At 74.8% G+C, this 16,175-nt stretch carries 14 protein-coding genes; 3 read left to right on the top strand and 11 right to left on the bottom strand.

What is annotated here, in order from left to right:
* Nucleotides 1-39: 39 nt before the first annotated feature.
* On the top strand, nucleotides 40-372 hold the full coding sequence (locus tag ACFYM6_RS16750) for a nuclear transport factor 2 family protein (RefSeq protein WP_387276327.1): 333 nt from the start codon (nucleotides 40-42) through the stop codon (nucleotides 370-372).
* A 106-nt stretch (nucleotides 373-478) separates the two neighbouring features.
* Here the strand turns inward: ACFYM6_RS16750 and ACFYM6_RS16745 are convergent, their stop codons facing one another.
* From ACFYM6_RS16745 to ACFYM6_RS16730, 4 genes are all read right to left on the bottom strand, one after another.
* Nucleotides 479-1,225, bottom strand: a complete 747-nt coding sequence (locus ACFYM6_RS16745; protein WP_387276325.1) for an N-acetyltransferase — start codon at nucleotides 1,223-1,225, stop codon at nucleotides 479-481.
* A 77-nt stretch (nucleotides 1,226-1,302) separates the two neighbouring features.
* On the bottom strand, nucleotides 1,303-2,178 hold the full coding sequence (locus ACFYM6_RS16740) for a DMT family transporter (RefSeq protein WP_387276323.1): 876 nt from the start codon (nucleotides 2,176-2,178) through the stop codon (nucleotides 1,303-1,305).
* Entirely contained in the window at nucleotides 2,172-2,987 is an 816-nt protein-coding gene (locus ACFYM6_RS16735) for a phosphatase PAP2 family protein (RefSeq protein ID WP_387276321.1), read from the bottom strand. Before ACFYM6_RS16735 ends, ACFYM6_RS16740 begins: the two co-directional genes overlap by 7 nt.
* Nucleotides 2,988-3,143: 156 nt before the next feature.
* Nucleotides 3,144-4,019, bottom strand: coding sequence for a hypothetical protein (locus ACFYM6_RS16730; protein ID WP_387276320.1), 876 nt, complete (start codon nucleotides 4,017-4,019; stop codon nucleotides 3,144-3,146).
* A 176-nt stretch (nucleotides 4,020-4,195) separates the two neighbouring features.
* On the opposite strand from ACFYM6_RS16730, the gene ACFYM6_RS16725 reads away from it, so the two are divergent.
* Together ACFYM6_RS16725 and ACFYM6_RS16720 are read left to right on the top strand one after the other, a co-directional pair.
* Complete coding sequence (locus tag ACFYM6_RS16725) at nucleotides 4,196-6,760, top strand: wax ester/triacylglycerol synthase domain-containing protein (RefSeq protein WP_387276319.1); 2,565 nt, start codon at nucleotides 4,196-4,198, stop codon at nucleotides 6,758-6,760.
* A complete protein-coding gene (locus ACFYM6_RS16720; protein WP_387276317.1) occupies nucleotides 6,751-7,500 on the top strand; it encodes an SDR family NAD(P)-dependent oxidoreductase in 750 nt (249 codons plus the stop codon). The genes ACFYM6_RS16725 and ACFYM6_RS16720 overlap by 10 nt, the downstream gene beginning before the upstream one ends.
* 19 nt (nucleotides 7,501-7,519) lie before the next feature.
* Here the strand turns inward: ACFYM6_RS16720 and hpnH are convergent, their stop codons facing one another.
* Genes hpnH through hpnC form a run of 7 tightly spaced genes read right to left on the bottom strand, consistent with a single transcriptional unit; the run spans nucleotide 7,520 to nucleotide 16,135 of the window.
* Nucleotides 7,520-8,518: an adenosyl-hopene transferase HpnH gene (gene hpnH, locus ACFYM6_RS16715; protein WP_357435968.1), complete on the bottom strand. Its 999-nt coding sequence runs from the start codon at nucleotides 8,516-8,518 to the stop codon at nucleotides 7,520-7,522.
* A gap of 2 nt (nucleotides 8,519-8,520) precedes the next feature.
* Nucleotides 8,521-10,083, bottom strand: coding sequence for a 4-hydroxy-3-methylbut-2-enyl diphosphate reductase (ispH, locus tag ACFYM6_RS16710; RefSeq protein WP_387276316.1), 1,563 nt, complete (start codon nucleotides 10,081-10,083; stop codon nucleotides 8,521-8,523).
* Nucleotides 10,080-12,029: a squalene--hopene cyclase gene (shc, locus tag ACFYM6_RS16705; protein ID WP_387276314.1), complete on the bottom strand. Its 1,950-nt coding sequence runs from the start codon at nucleotides 12,027-12,029 to the stop codon at nucleotides 10,080-10,082. The genes ispH and shc overlap by 4 nt, the downstream gene beginning before the upstream one ends.
* Nucleotides 12,029-13,036 carry a polyprenyl synthetase family protein gene (locus ACFYM6_RS16700; protein WP_387276312.1) on the bottom strand — a complete coding sequence of 336 codons (1,008 nt, stop codon included), beginning with the start codon at nucleotides 13,034-13,036 and terminating at the stop codon, nucleotides 12,029-12,031. The genes shc and ACFYM6_RS16700 overlap by 1 nt, the downstream gene beginning before the upstream one ends.
* Nucleotides 13,033-14,412 (bottom strand): hydroxysqualene dehydroxylase HpnE, encoded by a 1,380-nt coding sequence (hpnE, locus tag ACFYM6_RS16695; RefSeq protein ID WP_387276310.1) that lies wholly within the window; start codon nucleotides 14,410-14,412, stop codon nucleotides 13,033-13,035. The genes ACFYM6_RS16700 and hpnE overlap by 4 nt, the downstream gene beginning before the upstream one ends.
* Nucleotides 14,409-15,281, bottom strand: coding sequence for a presqualene diphosphate synthase HpnD (hpnD, locus tag ACFYM6_RS16690; RefSeq protein WP_387276308.1), 873 nt, complete (start codon nucleotides 15,279-15,281; stop codon nucleotides 14,409-14,411). Before hpnD ends, hpnE begins: the two co-directional genes overlap by 4 nt.
* On the bottom strand, nucleotides 15,278-16,135 hold the full coding sequence (hpnC, locus tag ACFYM6_RS16685) for a squalene synthase HpnC (protein WP_387276306.1): 858 nt from the start codon (nucleotides 16,133-16,135) through the stop codon (nucleotides 15,278-15,280). Before hpnC ends, hpnD begins: the two co-directional genes overlap by 4 nt.
* Nucleotides 16,136-16,175 lie beyond the last annotated feature (40 nt).

The raw sequence follows: 16,175 nt of genomic DNA, 5'->3' as shown, positions 1-16,175 counted from the left end.
TCAGCCACGACCAACGGGTCACGACCTGAGGAGAGCAGCATGACCGTCACGGTTCCCGAGGTGATCGTCCGCTACTACCAGCTGAGCGCCGAACCCGACATCGACGCCTTCGTCTCCTGCTTCACCGACGACGCGATCGTGGCCGACGAGGACCGGACCTACCAGGGCCCGGCGGCGATCCGGGCCTGGCGCGAGCGGACCACGGCCGAGTTCGACTACAACGCGATTCCCGAGGCGGTCGAGGAGGAGGCCGGTGGCAACGTGGTGGTCAGGACCCTGGTCTCGGGGACGTTCCCGGGCAGCCCGGTCCGGCTGCGGCACCGCTTCACGCTGCGGGACGGTCTGATCGGCGCCCTGGACATCCGGCCGTGAGCAGCGCCGGTCAGCGGTCGGCGAGGGGCAGGATGGTGCGGCCCCCGGAATCGTCACACCCCGTCACCACATCGCTCCCGTGCTCGCCCTCCGGGACCGCGCCGGCTCACTGGAGCCGGTGCCGGACCCAGACGTTGGGCTCGACGTAGACGGCATGGTCGTGCGTCACGTCGCAGTGCACCGGCACGAGCGCGCCCGGCACGTGCACCGGGCCGCTGGTGTCGAACGGCAGGCCCGTCCAGGAGCGCCAGTCGGCGAGCGTCCCGCTGATCATCATGGACCGGGTGGCGACCCGCTCGATGCGCCCGCCCGCGCGGACGTGCACCCGCAGCCACGGGTCGACCGGCAGGCCGTCGGCGCGGACCTGCGCCGCGTACTCGGTCATCGGCAGGTCGGGGTGGGCGTGCTTACCGCTGGGGCGGACCGGGGCGACCAGCGTGTCGTAGCCGAGCTTCGCGACGGCCTCCCGCATGGCGGTGAGCATCAGCGCGGACAGGCCGCGTCCGCGCTGGTCCGGCCGGATGCAGATCTCCAGGGCCGAGACGATGTTCGGGGTGGCCCCGGTGAGGCGGGTGATGGTGGCCCGCTGGATGACCCGGTCCCAGCCGCCGTCGGGCAACTCCGCCTCCGTCCAACGCAGCGGCACGGCGTACGCCCGGGCGACGGCACGCCCCGGGTCGGTGGAGTCGATGGCGGCGAAGACGAACTCCGGGTACCGGTCGTGGGCGACGCTGTAGTACACGGAAGCCATCGGGTCCCAGAGCATGAACTGGGGCCACGCCCCGTCGAAGTCCTCGTCCAGCAGCGGGGCGAGGTCGGGCCGCTCGGCGAGGCTCACGATGTCGAGGGTCACGGCGGAAACCTAGAGCGCCGGGCCGCGACCGGGCACCTCAATTTCGCGCTTCGGCTCGGCCCGCCACCGGCCGTCGGCTACTCCTTGTCCACGTGGGGGGCCCGCCGGGCGAGCAGGAAGACGGCGCCGGCCAGCACGGCCAGGGCCAGGATCTCGCCGATCAGGTCCCCCGGTCCCGTCTGGATCCGCTCGTCCAGCCAGAGCAGGCCGACGGCGAGTGACACCAGTGGGTCGGCCACGATGATCGTGGCCAGGGCCGGCGCACCCAGCGGGCCGGCCTGGTAGGCGTTCTGGCTCAGCAGCACGCCGAACGGACCCAGGATCATGAGCCCGTACGTCTGCCAGTGCCCGAACACGCTCAGCGGGCTGCCGTTGTAGTGGAAGGCGAGGCTGCTGATCAGGCCGGCGGTGACGCCGTAGCAGACGCCGGCGGCCAGGGCCAGCGGCAGCGGGCGCCACTTGCGGCCCAGCCCGACGGCGGCCGCCAGGCACAACGCGACCGCCCCGACCACCGCGACGCCCAGCAGCAGGGCCGACGAGAGCGTTCCCAGCCCCTTGCCCTGTCCGGCGGTCGGCCGGGCGATCAGCAGGAACGCCGAGAGCGCGACCAGGCAGAGGACCGCTTCCAGCATGATCCTGAGGTCCGGGCGCCTGCGCTCGGTGAGCGAGTGCAGCAGGATGTACCAGACCAGTCCGGTGATCAGCAGCGGCTGCACCAGGATCAGCGGCATCAGGCTGAGCGCGCCGACCTGCAGGCCGAAGGCGCCGGCGGCGAGCACCACCGACCAGCGCCATTCGGGTTGGCGTATCAGGTGCAGCAGCAGGGTGGGTCGCCCGGCCGGACTCTCGGGAGCGCGGTGGGAGGCGCGGAACTGCAGCACCGAGGATGCCCCGAACGCCGCGGCGGCACCGAGGGCGAGTGGGGTTCCGGCCAGCACGTCGGCGGTCAGCATGGGCGTTCCGGCTCGATCATGCGTACCTGCCCCCAACGGTGGTGCGAGCCTTGCGGCCCTTCCCGGTGCGCGTGCGAGTAGACCTGGTGGTCGCTGGGGGGTGGCCGGTCGAGTCGGCGGGGCAGGCGGAGGGTCCGCCACGGCACCCGCAGCAGGAACCGGATGATCAGCAGCCCGAGCAGGTAGCCGCCGATGCTGTCGGTGAGCCAGTGGTAGCCGAGGTAGGTGGTGCCGATGACCACCAGCACACCGGGCAGCCACTGCAGCACGCGCCGGACCGGCACCGCCAGGTACGGCGCGAGCAGCATGGCCAGCACCCCGTAGTAGACGATGCCGTTGCTCACGTGCCCGGACGGGTAGAACTCCTCCCATCCCTGGCTGAACAACCGCACGGAACCGTGGTGCGGGGCGCCGCGCGAGGTCCACTTCTTCAGGCCCACGATCAGGATGGTGCTCACGATCGGGGCCAGTCCGGCCGGGATGATCGGCCGGATCGTCCGGTGCCGCCAGGCGAGCCAGAACGACACCGCCACGGTCAGGGTGGTCAGCGGACCGCCTTGGCCCAGGTAGTCGAAGGCCAGCATGAGCTTGGCGACCGGTGGTGGCCGGTGCTGGTCGCACCAGTCCCGTACGGCGATGTCGACGTCGAGCAGCGGCGACCACCACACCAGCGCGGCGGTGAGCGCGGCGAGCGCGGCGACCAGCAGGCCGTCGAGCCACCAGCCGGCCGGTACCGGAGCCAGGGCGGGTTCACCGAGCGGGCGAGGCGGACGAACGTCGGGCTTCCCGGCGGACCTTCCCGCTGCCATCCGCCTCCTCCCTCGTCTGGTCGAACCGGCACTCGTGCTGCCGAGAGCCTGAAAGTACCTTAGATGGGGAGAAATCCGCCGGTAAGCTGCTATTCATCCCGAGGGGCGGCGGCTGGTGGCGCGCTCCGCCTTTCGTCGCTGGAGGCGTACGACATGTCAACGACCGCGACCCGGTGCCCGGCGCCCACGGTCCGCCGGTCTGTCGGTTCCCACCCGGTGTGGCTGGGCGTGCCGGGCGAGCGCGACCGCGCCGCTCACGGCGAGCAGGAAGCCCAGCACCGCAACCGACTCGGCGCCGGGCCGCACCCGGTCGCCGAGCACCAGCCAGCCGGCCACCGCCGGGGCCACGGTCTGGCCGAGGATGGTGGAGGCGGAAGCGACCGTGACAGAGCCGCGCTGCAGGGCGGTGGCGTAGAGCAGCACGCCGGTCATCCCGGCCAGCACCAGCGTGTAGCTGACCGGGCTGGCCAGCACCATGCCCGGACTGCTGGCCCGGCCGAGCAGCCGGGCACCGACCGCCGCGGCGCCGAAGGAGAGCCCGGCCAGCAAGCCGGGCAGGGCGGGGCCCCGCATCCGGGGGCTGCCCAGGTACGCGCCGACGGCCAGCGCGAGCACCGCGCCGAGCAGCCACCAGCCGTCGTTCGGCGAGGCCTCGGCCGGCGGGCTGGTGCCGGCCGAGAAAACCAGCAGCAGCAGGCCGGCGACCACGCCACCGATGGCCACCCAGTCCCGGGGGGCCAGCCGGACGCGCAGCACCAGCATGGCGATCAGCGCCACCAGGCTGAGGTTGGCCGCCCCGACCGCCTGCACCGCGAAAAGCGGCACGGTACGCAGCGCGGTGAAGGTGAACCCGGAGGACGCGCCGTCCAGGGCCAGGCCGGCCGCGTACGGCCCGGTGCGCACCAGCCGCCACAGCAGCCTCGGGTCGAGGTGTGCCATGGCCGCCACCCGGCGCGCTCCGATCGACTGCAGGATCGCCGCGGTGGCGCTGCACAGTGCGGCGAGGAGCGCCAGCAGAAAACCGAAGGCCATGGAGAAGTCCCGAGATCGTCGGCGCCGAATCGGCCGGTCGATGCCCGCCTGGCATACCCACCAGCGCGCGGGTCTCGCACCCGGTGCCGCCCGAATCCGGCGGGCCTCCGGTGATCGCGCCCGACAACAGGCCGGGTCACCCGATCCGGCCGCCCGCCGAGTCGATCGCGCGGCGCGTGCTGATCGTCTCCGCCGACATCGGCGGCGGGCACGACGCCACCGGCCGGGCGCTCGAGGAACGCGTCCACGCGCTCTGGCCGGGCAGCCGGGTGGGCTGGGTGGACACCCTCGACGCGATGGGCCCGGGGGTCGGCCCGACCTTTCGTCGCACCTACCTCACCAATGTCGGGGCGACGCCCTGGTTGTACGAGTACTTCTGGTCCTCGCTGTGGCGGCACCGGTGGTTCGCCGACGCCTCGAAGTGGTTCACCGGCTCCTGGGCCGGGCGGCGGCTCGCCCCGGTCATCGAGGCGTTCGACCCGGACGTGATCCTCTCCACCTACCCGCTGGGCAGTGCCGGGCTGGCCTGGCTACGCCGGCACCGCGGTCTCGGCGTACCGGTCGGGGCCTGGGTGTCCGATTTCGCCCCGCACCCGTTCTGGGTGTATTCCCAGCTGGATCTGGGGATGGTGGTGCACCCGGCGGCGCTGCCGGTGGCGGCGGTCGCCGCCCCGGGCGCGGCGCTCGGGGTCTGCGCGCCCCCGGTGCTCGAGCGGTTCCGGCCGGGTGACCGGGCCGAGGCCGCCCGGCGCTGCGGTCTCGACCCGGACCGGAAGGCGGTGGTGGTCGCCTGCGGCTCCTACAGCCTGGGCTCGGTCGAAGAGGCGATCGCCCCGCTGGTCGGCATCGGCGACGCGGTGCAGGTCGTCGCGGTCTGCGGACGCAACCAGCAGTTGGCCGACCGGCTGGCGCGCCTGGCCACCCCCGACGGGCGGCTGCTGGTGCGCGCCTGGGTCGACGACATGCCCACGCTGCTGCGGGCCGCGCACGTGCTGGTCACCAACGCCGGCGGAGCGACCGCACTCGAGGCGTGGGCCACCGGCACGCCGGTGGTGATGTACCGGCCGATCGCCGCGCACGGCGCGGCCAATGCGGCGTTGATGACCGCCGCGGGGCTGGCCGAGACGGTCCGCGACCCGGCCGCGCTGGTCGCGCTCGTCCGCTCCCGGCTGGTGGGTCCGCACCCGCCCCACCCGGTGCAGGCGTCGGCCCACCCGCACCTGCCGGACCTCGGGCTGCCGGCCGTCGCCGGTGCGCGCTCCCCGGTCGAGGCACCGTCACCGGACGGGGCACGTCCGACCGACCCGGCCCGCTGGGGGTCTCCCGCCGGGCCGGCCGGCGAACAGCCGGCCAGCTGGCCGCTACGCCCACAGGACGCGTTCTTCCGGTACGTGCAGTCGGCCACGGTGGCGCAACAGATCGGTGTGGTGCTGGAGCTCGATCCCCGACCCGACGGCACCGCCCTCACCCGCGAGGATCTGGCCGCGCTGCTGGCGCGGCGGCTACCCACGATCACCACCCTGCGTCGCCGGCTGGTCAGCCGGGGGCCCGGGCGCCGGCCCGGCTGGGTGGTCGACCGGTACGTCGACCCCGCCGCCCACCTGACCGAGGTGCGGCTCGCGCCGGGCGACGACGGCAGCGCCGCGGTGGACCGGTTCTGGTCCCAGCCGCTGGCCCTGGACCGGCCACCGTGGCAGATCCTGCTGCTCGGCGGGCTCCCCGACGGGCGTACCCGGGTCGCGGTCAAACTGCACCACTGCCTCGGCGACGGTCTGTCGGCGATTGGCGTCCTGCAACGGCTGCTCGACCCGGCCACCACCCGGCCGGCGAAGCCGGCAGGGCAGGCGCCGGCCCGGCCAGGGCGGGACACCGCGAGGCTGGGCGGCCGGGTCCGGGACACCGCCCGCCAGGTCGCGCTCACCGCCCGCGGGCTGGCCCGCCTGGCCGCCCAGGGGCCAGCGCCGGCCACCGTGCTTAACCGTCCGCTCGGCTCACCGCGCCGGGTCCTGGTCACCGCCACCGTGCCCGCCGCCGAGGTGTTCCGCGCGGCACGCGCCTGCGGGGCGCACGCCAGCGAACTCATGCTGGCGTTGACCGCCGGGGCGCTGGGTCGGGTCCATCCCGCGCCGGCGCCGCCCCGGTTGCGGGCCATGTTCGCGGTCTCCCGCGACCCCCGGCGGCGGGCGCCGACGCAGGGAAACTGGACCGGTGCGGTCAACCTCGACCTCCCGGTGCGGCGCATCCCGCCCCGGTTCCGGGTCGCCCTGGTCCGGCAGTCGCTGCGGACCGCGCTGCGGAGCGGGGAACCCGAAGCGGCCGGCCTGGTCATGCGGGCGATGGGCAACCTGCCCGCGCCGGTGCACGCCGCCCTCGCGCGACGGTTCTACAGCAGCCGGCACCTCAACGTGATCGTCTCCTACGTCCCGGCGCCGTTGCGTCCGCAGGCGCTGGCCGGCGCGCCGCTCAGGACGGCCACCCCGGTGGTCGCGCTCGCCGCGGGGGTGCCCGTCGGGATCGGCGTGCTGCGCTGCGGCGACACCTTCGAGGTCGGTGCGCTGATGGACGGGTCGCTGGCCGACGTCGGCCCCGCCTTCGTCGCCGCCCTGCACGCCGAACTGGCCCACCTGCTCGCCGAGGCCGACCGCGCGCCGGTCGCCGACGACCGGCCGGCCGACGCGCCGGCGACATCCGGCCCGCCCCGGCGGGGTTCGGCGCCGCCGGAGCTGCCGCGGTGCGGCTGACCGGCGCGGTGGTGCTGGTCACCGGTGCCTCGTCGGGCATCGGCGCCGCCCTCGTCCGGCGGCTGGCCGACGCCGGAAGTCAGGTCGTCGCCGCCGGCCGGGACGCCGACCGGCTGGCCCGGCTCGCCGCCGAGACCGGCGCCACCACACTGCTGACCGACCTGACCCGGCCCGGCGCCGGCCGGGAGCTGGCCGAGCGGGCGCTGGCCCACCACACCCGGGTGGACGTGCTGGTCAACAACGCCGGCACCGGCTGGGCCGGCCCGTTCGCCGGGATGGCCGACGCGCTCGCCGACGAGCTGCTCGCGGTGAACCTGCGCGCACCGATCGAGCTGACCCGGGCGCTGCTGCCCGGCATGTGCCACCACGGCGGCCATCTGGTCTTCGTCGGCTCGATCGCCGGGCGGCTCGGGGTGGGCGGGGAAGCCGTCTACGCGGCCAGCAAGGCCGGGCTGGACGTCTTCGCCGAGAGCCTGCGCCTGGAGCTGGTCGGCAGCGGCGTGACCGTCAGCACGATCGTGCCCGGGGTGGTGGACACCCCGTTCTTCGTCCGTCGGGGCCAGCCGTACCGCCGTCGCCGTCCCCGCCCGCTGCCACCGGAGCGGGTTGCCGACGCGCTGGCCGACGCGATCGCCCGGGACCGGGCCGAGGTGTACGTCCCGGGGTGGTTGCGCCTGCCGGTGGCGGTACGCGGGCTGCTGCCCGCGCTGTACCGTTGGCTGGCCACCCGGTTCGGGTGAACCGGGCCGGCGCCGGGCCTCAGCGGCCGCGTACCGCGCGCAGCGACTGCCGCAGCGAGGACATCGTCGCCAGCACGGCGGTCGGTTCGTGGCCGCAGTGCGCCATGCAGTTCGCGCAGCGGTCGTCGCGTCCCCGGCCGTAGCTGTCCCAGTCGGTGGAGTCGAGCAGCTCGCGGTAGCTGGCGGCGTACCCGTCGGCCATCAGGTAACAGGGCCGCTGCCAGCCGAGCAGCGAGTACGACGGGATGGCCCACGCGGTGCAGGGGAAGTCCACCCGGCCTTCCAGGAAGTCCAGGAACAGCGGCGAGTGGTTGAGCCGCCAGCGGGCCCGCCGGCCTCCGGCGAAGGCCTTGCGGAACAGCTCCCTGGTCTCCGTGACGCCCAGGAAGTGGTCCTGGTCCGGCGCCTTCTCGTAGGCGTACGCGGGCGAGAGCATCATCTCGTCCACCCGCAGGTCGTCGTTGAGGTAGTCGAGCACCTCGATCACGGTCTGCGGGGTGTCGGTGTTGAAGAACGTGGTGTTGGTGGTGACCCGGAAGCCGCGCTGCTGGGCGTCCCGCACGGCCGCCACCGCGGCGTCGAAGACCCCGTCCTTGCACACCGATGCGTCGTGCCGCTCGCGCAGCCCGTCGATGTGCACGGTGAAGGCGAAGTACGGCGACGGCCGGAACTTGTCGATCTTCTTGGGCAGCAGGACCGCGTTGGTGCAGAGGAAGACGTACTTCTTCCGGCGCACCAGTTCGGCGACCAGGGTGTCGATCTCGGGGTGCATCAGGGGCTCGCCGCCGGCGATGGAGATCATCGGTGCGCCGCACTCCTCCACGGCGGCCAGGGCCTGGTCCACCGGCATCCGGCGCTTCAGCAGGTGCGCCGGCTGTTGGATCTTGCCGCACCCGGCGCACTTGAGATTGCAGGCGAACAACGGCTCCAGTTCCAGCAACAGCGGGAACCGCTGCCGTCGGCGCAGTTTCTGTTCGACCAGGTACCTGGCGATCCGCAGGCTCTGGCGCATGGGCATGCTCACGGCTGACGTACCTCCTTGGGAAGGGTGAAGCTGACGTCCTCGACGGCTGCGGTGTGCTCGCTCACCTCCCTGGCACCGAGCGCGGTGAGTGCCGCGACGAGTTCGTCGACCAGGCCGGGCGGCGCCGACGCGCCGGCGGTCACCCCGACCGTCGTGGCGCCGGCCAGCCAGCGCGGGTCCACGCTGCCCACGTCGTCGACCAGGTGGGCCCGCGCGCCGGCCCGCTCGGCCACCTCGACCAGCCGGCGGGAGTTGGAGGAGTTGGTCGACCCGACCACCAGCACGACGTCGGCCCGTTCGGCGACGACCGTGATCGCCCGCTGCCGGTTGGTGGTGGCGTAGCAGATGTCGTCGGAGCCGGGGCCGGTCAGCGCCGGGAAGCGCCGGCGCAGCGCGTCGACGACGCCCGCCGCCTCGTCCACCGCCAGCGTGGTCTGTACCAGGTAGGACACCCGGGACGGGTCGGTCACCTGCACCGTCTCGGCGGCGGCCGCGTCGGGCACCAGCCGGATCCGCTCGGGTGCCTCGCCGAGGGTGCCCTCGGTCTCCTCGTGGCCGGCGTGCCCGATTAGCAGCACCGTGTCGCCCCGGCCGGCGAACCGGCGTGCCTCGGCGTGCACCTTGGTCACCAGGGGGCAGGTGGCGTCGATGACCGGCAGTTGCCGGTCGGCGGCCTCCTGGCGTACCGCGGGCGACACCCCGTGCGCGGAGAAGATGGTGAGCGCGCCGTCGGGGACCTCGTCGAGTTCGTCCACGAAGACCGCGCCGCGGGAGCGCAGGTCGGCCACGACCCGGGCGTTGTGCACGATCTGCTTGCGGACGTAGACGGGCGGGCCGTGCCGGCGCAGCGCCTGCTCCACCACCGCGATCGCCCGTTCCACCCCGGCGCAGAACGAGCGGGGCGAGGCCAGCAGGACCTGCTGGACGCTGCCGGCGGCCGCCGCCCACTCGGCCAGCGCCGCCGCCACCGTGGGCAGCACCCGCAGCGCGGTGCGGATCCGGCGGAGCGTGGCCGGTCGGTACAGCGGTCCGGTCGCGGTGTCGGCGACCACCCGGACGCAGGCGGTCGGACGGTCGGCGCAGCCGGCCAGCAGCCACGCCGACTCCAGGTCGGCGACCAGCGCTCCGGTCGCGGCCAGCCGGGCCCGGGTCGCGCCGTCGACCAGCCGGGTCGTGGTCACCACCGGTCCGAGGTGTACCCGCAGCCCACGGCGACGCAGTGCGGCGGCGAGCAGGGCGGCGGACGGCATCGGCACGACCTCCGGCCCCGGGTGCCCGGCCCGCGGGTCGGTGCGTACCTCGGTGGCCACCACGACGTCGCCCGGGGCCAGCCCGGGAGCCAGCCCGCCGCCGATTCCGGCGACGGCCACCGGGGTCGTCCCGGTCGGCCGGCCGGCGGCGACCGACCGGGCGCGCCGGGATCCTGCGCCGGTACGCCGTAGCGCCGGCCACCGGCCCGGATCGAGGCCGGTCAGCCCCCGCCGCAGCGCCGCCGCCTCGGGCCGCATCGGCGCGCACAGGGTCCACGCCGCAACGGCGGGCGCTGCTGGCTCGGTCACGGCACCACCTCGGCGGTCAGGCCGCCCCGCGCGTTCAGGATCCGGCCGAGCGCGCTGATCGGGAAGACCAGCCGGTACATGCCGTAGTTGATGTAGAAGTCGCCGGGGAAGCCGGTCCCGGTGTAGTGCGGCTCGTCCCAGCCGCCGTCCGGCCGCTGGGTGTCGACCAGCCAGCGCACCCCGCGTTGGGCCGGCTCACCGGCGCCATGGCCGGCGGCGTGCAGCGCGAGCAGCGCCCAGGCGGTCTGCGACGCGGTGGACTCGCCCCGCCCGATCCAGGACGGGTCCCGGTAGGAGCGCATGTCCTCGCCCCATCCGCCGTCCGGGTTCTGGTGCGCGTGCAGCCAGTCGACGGCCGCCCGGATCGCCGGGTGGCCGGGTTTGACCCCGGCGGCGACCAGGGCGGGCACCACCGCCCCGGTGCCGTAGACGTGGTTGGCGCCCCAGCGGCCGAACCAGGAACCGTCCGGCTCCTGGGCCCGCAGCAGCCAGTGCACGCCGCGGCGGACCGGCGCGGTGCCGGCGAAGTTCTCCGCGGCCAGCGCCTCGACGATGTGCGCGGTCACGTCCGCGCTGGGCGGGTCGGTGACCTCGCCGAAGTCGCAGAACGGCAGGTCGCCGACGATCGCCCGGGTGTTGTCGGCGTCGAAGGCGCCCCAGCCGCCGTCGCGGCACTGCATGCCGAGCAGCCAGCGGGTGCCCCGCAGCACGGCGGCCTCCGCCGGTACGCCGGTCCGCCGCAACGCCATGATCACCTCGGCGGTGTCGTCGGTGTCGGCGTACCCGTCGTTCTCGAACTCGAAGGCCCAGCCGCCCACCGGGGTCTTCGGCCGGCGGACGGCCCAGTCACCGCGCACCCGGATCTCCTCCTTGAGCAGCCAGTTCCCGGCGCGTTCCAGCGCGGCATGCCCGGCCGGCAGCCCGGCGTCCGACAGCGCGGTGACCGCGAGCGCGGTGTCCCACACCGGCGACTGGCACGCCTCCAGCCAGCGGACCGGGCCGTCCTCGGTCTGCTCACGCACCGTGAACCGCTCCAGCCCGTCCAGCCCGGCGCGGAGCACCGGGTGGTCCAGCGGGTAGCCGAGCAGGTGCAGCGCCATCAGCGAGTAGACCCACGGTGGCTGGATTCCGCCCCAGGAACCGTCGGCCTCCTGGCGGGCCACGATCCACTCGGCGGCCCGGCGCAGCGCGTGCCGGCGCACCGGTCCTCGGGCGATCCGCTCGTAGCCGCTGGCGACCCGGTCCAGCCGGTGCAGCACCCCGGCCCGCGACCGCAGCCGCGGTGGGCGGGGCGCCGCCGTCGGGATGCGCAGTTCGTCGATGCCGAAGCCGAGCTCCCGCACCGGGCGCAGCGCCCGGACGATGGACAGCGGGACGATGGTCTGCCGGGCCCAGCACGCGAAGTCGTAGACGTTGAACGGCATCCAGTGCGGCAGCAGCACCAGCTCGGGCGGGACCGCCGGCAGCTGTGACCAGGGCCAGTGGCCGAACAGGGCCAGCCAGAACCGGGTGAACACCCGGCTCGCCGCGAGCCCGCCGTGCGCGCGGACGAACCGGGCGGCGGTGGCGAGATGCGGGGCGTCCGGCGTGTCGCCGGCCAGCCGCAGGGCCAGGTACGCCTCGATGGTGGTGGAGAGGTCGCCCGGCCCGCCGTGGAAGGTCGCCCACGAGCCGTCCGGGCGTTGCTGGGAGCGGATCCACCGCGCCGACTCGGCGGTCTGCTCGGCGGTCCGGATGCCGAGGAACTGCCGCAACAGCAGGTCCTCGGCGTCCATGGTGACGTTCGTGGCCAGGTTTCCCTTCCACCAGCCGGCGTCGTCCTGCAGCCCGAGCAGGTGGTCCCGCGCCCGGCGTAGCGCCGCCCAGGCCGGGTCGCTCGCGGTCCCACCCGCCTTGGTCGCCGGGCTGGTGGTGGGCTTCGGCTTCGAAGACAGCAGCTCAGTCATCAGTGGTCCCGTCCGGTGGTGAAGGTGGCGATATCGGCGAACTCATCGCGCACGTCGTCGGGCAGGTCGAGCGCGTCCAGTTCCGCCCGCGCCCGCTCGGTCTCCTCCCACGCCCGCTGCGCGGTCCAGTCCCGGGCGCCGGTCGCCTCGATCAGCGCGCTCGCCCGGGTCACGTCCTCGTCGGTCAGTGGCTGCGGCGACCGGTACCGCTCGGTGAGCGCCCGGCCGGCCGCCTGACCGCTGGTCACCGCCCGTACGACCGGGATGCTCCGCTTGCGGGCCCGCAGGTCCGAACCGACCGGCTTGCCGGTCCGTCGCGGGTCCCCCCAGATGCCCAGCAGGTCGTCGACGAGCTGGAAGGCCAGTCCGAGGTGGCGGCCGAACCGGGACAGCCCGTCGACCAGGCCCGGCGGGCCGCCGCAGAGGATCGCGCCGAGGGCGCACGAGCCGGCCAGCAGCGCGGCCGTCTTCTGCTCCGCCATCCGCAGGCACTCGTCGAGGGTGACGTCGTCGCGCCGCTCGAAGTCCAGGTCGGCTGCCTGCCCGGCGACCAGCGCGCGGATGTCCACCGCGAGCCGGCGGGCGGCCGGGCAGCCCCCGGGCGTCTCGACGAGCGCCTCGTACGCCAACCCGACCAGGGCGTCTCCGGCCAGGATGGCCGGGCCGACACCGAACACCGTCCACGCTGTCGGCCGGTGGCGGCGCTCGGTGTCGCCGTCCATCACGTCGTCGTGCAGCAGGGAGAAGTTGTGCGCCAGTTCCACCGCGGCGGCGGCCGGCACCCCGGCGCTCGGCTCGGCGCCGGTGGCCCGGGCCGACAGCAGCGCCAGCGCCGGGCGCAGTCCCTTGCCCTGGCTGGCGGCGGGTGACCCGTCGGCGTCCCAGTAGCCGAGCTGGTAGCCCCCGACCAGGCGGTTGCCCGGGTCCAACCGGTCCAGCAGGGCACGGATCGCCGGCTCGACGTAGGTCTGGATCTGGTCCGTGCTGCGGCTGCGTGCGACGGTCATGATGCGGCCTCCGAGTGATGTCGGGGCCGGGACAGGAGTTGGCGGGCGACGATGTCGGCGGCGTCCTCGCCGCTGCGCACCGCGCCCTCCATCGTGTCCGGCCAGCCGGTGTCGGTCCATGCGCCGGCCAGTACCAGCCCCGGTAGGCGGGTGGCCGGACCCGGCCGGTACGCCCGCGTGCCGGGCGCCTGCCGGAAGGTGGCTTTCGGCTCCCGGGTCACGAACGCGTCGCGTACCGGGGTGTGCCGCGCGGCCGGGAACAGGTCGGCGAGAGCCTGGCGTTGTGCCGTCACCAGCTCCGCCGCCGGCCGCTCGAGTTCCGCGTCGGCGGCCGACAGCGACACCACCAGATGCTGCTCGCCGGCCATGCCCGGCACTGACCGATCGAAGATCCACTGTGCCGGGGACTCCACGGCGGCGGCCATGCCGAGGTCGGTGATCCGGGCGGCGTAGCGCAGGTGCACGTTGACGATCGGCGCCGCGCCCAGCCGTTGCCACTGCTCGGCGGCGGGCGCGGCGGCGGGCGGCACCAGCGACGCGGCGGCCTGGTGCGGCACGGCCAGCACCACGGCGTCGGCGTCCAGCTCGCTGTCGCCCACGCCGATCCGGAATCCGGTCGGCTCCGGTCGGATCCACCGCACCTTCGCCCGGGTGTGGACCTTGGCGCCGAGCCGGTCGAGCAGCCGACGGGCGGGCACGCCGTGCAGGTCGGTCAGCGGGACCAGGGGCCGGCCGATGTCACCGGCGTCCGCAGCCTCCAGCAGCCCGGTGCGGAACACCCGCGCCGCCAGCGCCAGCGACGCGTGGGTGCTGGGCAGGTTCAGCGCCGCCACGGTGATCAGGTCCCAGAGTCGCCGGACCGCCCGGCGGCTCTGGCCGTGCGCGGCGAGCCAGTCGCCGAAGCTGCGCCCGTCGGTGGCGGGCAGGTCCGGGTCGACGTGCCGCAGCGCGGCGCAGGCCCGGACGGCGGCGAGCCGCTCGGCCGGGCTGAGCAGCCGGTATCCGGCCAGGGCCGGCAGCAGGTGCGCCGGGGCCGGCAGCCGGCGGCGGGCCAGCACGTGCGGCCGCTGTCCCGGCAGCAGCACCGGCACCGTGAACCGCGGCTGCAAATCGGTGCCGCCGGCCGTGCCGAGCCGGTCCAGCAGCCGCCGGTAGGTGTGGTAGCAGCGCAGGAAGACGTGCTGGCCGGTGTCCACGCTGAGGCCGTCGCGGCGGAAGGAGTACGTCGCGCCACCCAGCTCCGGCCGGGTCTCCAGCAGCGTCACGGACAGGCCGAGGTCGGCGAGCCGGACCGCCGCGGCGATCCCGGCCAGCCCGCCGCCGATCACGCACACCGTGCCGGATCCGCCTCCCGGCTGCGCGGCCGGCCCGGTCATGCGGAACGGCCGACGAGAGCGCGCGCCGCGACCCAGGCCTTCTCCCGGCCCGGCAACGACACGCGACTGCGGGTGACCGCCAGCGGATCGGCCGCGATCCGGGTGAGCAGGCGGCGGTAGATGCCGGCCATCGCGGCCGTGCAGGCCGCGCTGCGCCGGTCCAGCAGAGGCAGCAGCTGCAGGCCGACGTCGTACCAGCGGGCGGCGCGGGCGGCCTCGAAGCGCACCAGCTCCACCAGCCGCTCGGGTGGATCGGCGAAACCGGCCCCGTCCAGGCGGAGGGTGCAGCCGAACCGGTCCAGGTCCTCGGCCGGCAGGTAGACGCGGCCGCCGACCCGGTCCTCGACCAGGTCGCGCAGGATGTTGGTCAGCTGCAGGGCCACGCCCAGCGCGTCGGCCAGTGGTGCGGCCCGGCCCGGCTGGGTGGCCCCGAACACGCCGAGGGAGAGCCGGCCGATCGACCCGGCCACGCAGCGGCAGTACCAGAGCAGGTCGTCGAAGCTGTCGTACCGGCGGCCGGTCACGTCGGCGGCGCACCCGTCGATGAGCTCGTCGAAGGCGGCCAGCGGGATCGGCATCCGCGTCGCGGCGTCGCCGAGGGCGGCCAGCACCGGGTCGGCGCCGCTGTCGCCGGGCAGCCGGTGCAGGGCCGCCCGGGTCCGGGCCAGCGCGTCCAACTTCTCGTCGGGAGGTAGCGTGCCGTCCCCGATGTCGTCGATGCGGCGGGCGGCCGCGTAGATGGCCGACAGCGCCCGCCGTTTCGGCGCCGGCAGCAGCCGGATGCCGTACGCGAAGTTGGCCGCCTGGCTACGGGTGATCTGCTCGCAGTGCCGGTAGGCGGCCTCGGTCCGGGTGGTGGTCGTGGTCATCCGGCACTCCGGACGGTGGCGGCCAGCCAGCTGCCGAGGATGTGCCGGCGGCGGGGCCGGGCGGTGACCGCCAGCGGGTCGTGGTCGGCGGCGGCCAGCGCGTCGAGCGTCGCCCGGCCGCCGGCCAGGTAGCCGCCGACCGCGAGCCGGCCCCAGCCGTGCAGGGCCGACACCAGCGGGGCGCCCGCGTCGAGCCAGGCACGGGCCCGCTCCGCCTCGAACCCGATCAGCTCCCGCAGCTGGCGGCTCGCGGTGCTGCGGGCGAGGTCCGCCTCGGTGACCTCGAACCGTTGCATGTCGGCCGCCGGCAGGTAGACCCGGCCGCGGCGGTGGTCCTCGGCCACGTCCTGCAGGTGCTCGACGAGTTGCAGGGCGGTGCAGATCCGATCGGACAACGCGACGGTCGCCGGATCGGCCTGCCCGAAGACGTGCAGGACGAGCTCGCCGACCGGGTTGGCGGACAGGGTGCAGTAGCCGACGAGCTGCTCGAAGGTGGCGTAGCGGGTGACGTGCTGGTCGACCCGGTTCGCCTCGATCAGCCGGACGAGCGCGTCCAGGGGCAGCCGGCACTCGGCCACGGTGGGCGCGAGGGCGCGCAGCACCGGGTTCGGCACGTCGGCGCCCGCGTGGAGGGCGCGCAGTTCGGCCTCGACGTCGTCCAGGGCGGCGAGCCGGTCGAGCCCGTCGGCCAGCGGTTCGTCGCCCAGATCGTCAACGTGGCGGGCGTAGCCGTACACCGCGAGGAGGTGACGGCGGTACCGCGCGGGCAGCACCCGGAGGGCGACCGGGAAGTTCTCCTGCGCCCGGGCCTGCTCCACCCGACGTATGTCAGGGGCGATGGCTGGTGGACTCATCCCTGGTTCTCTCCTTTCTCTGGGCACGGGCGGCGGCAGC

Origin of the sequence: Micromonospora sp. NPDC006431 (genome assembly GCF_042870725.1) — a bacterium.
GTDB lineage: Bacteria > Actinomycetota > Actinomycetes > Mycobacteriales > Micromonosporaceae > Micromonospora.
This window is presented reverse-complemented; position numbering and strand designations above follow the sequence as displayed.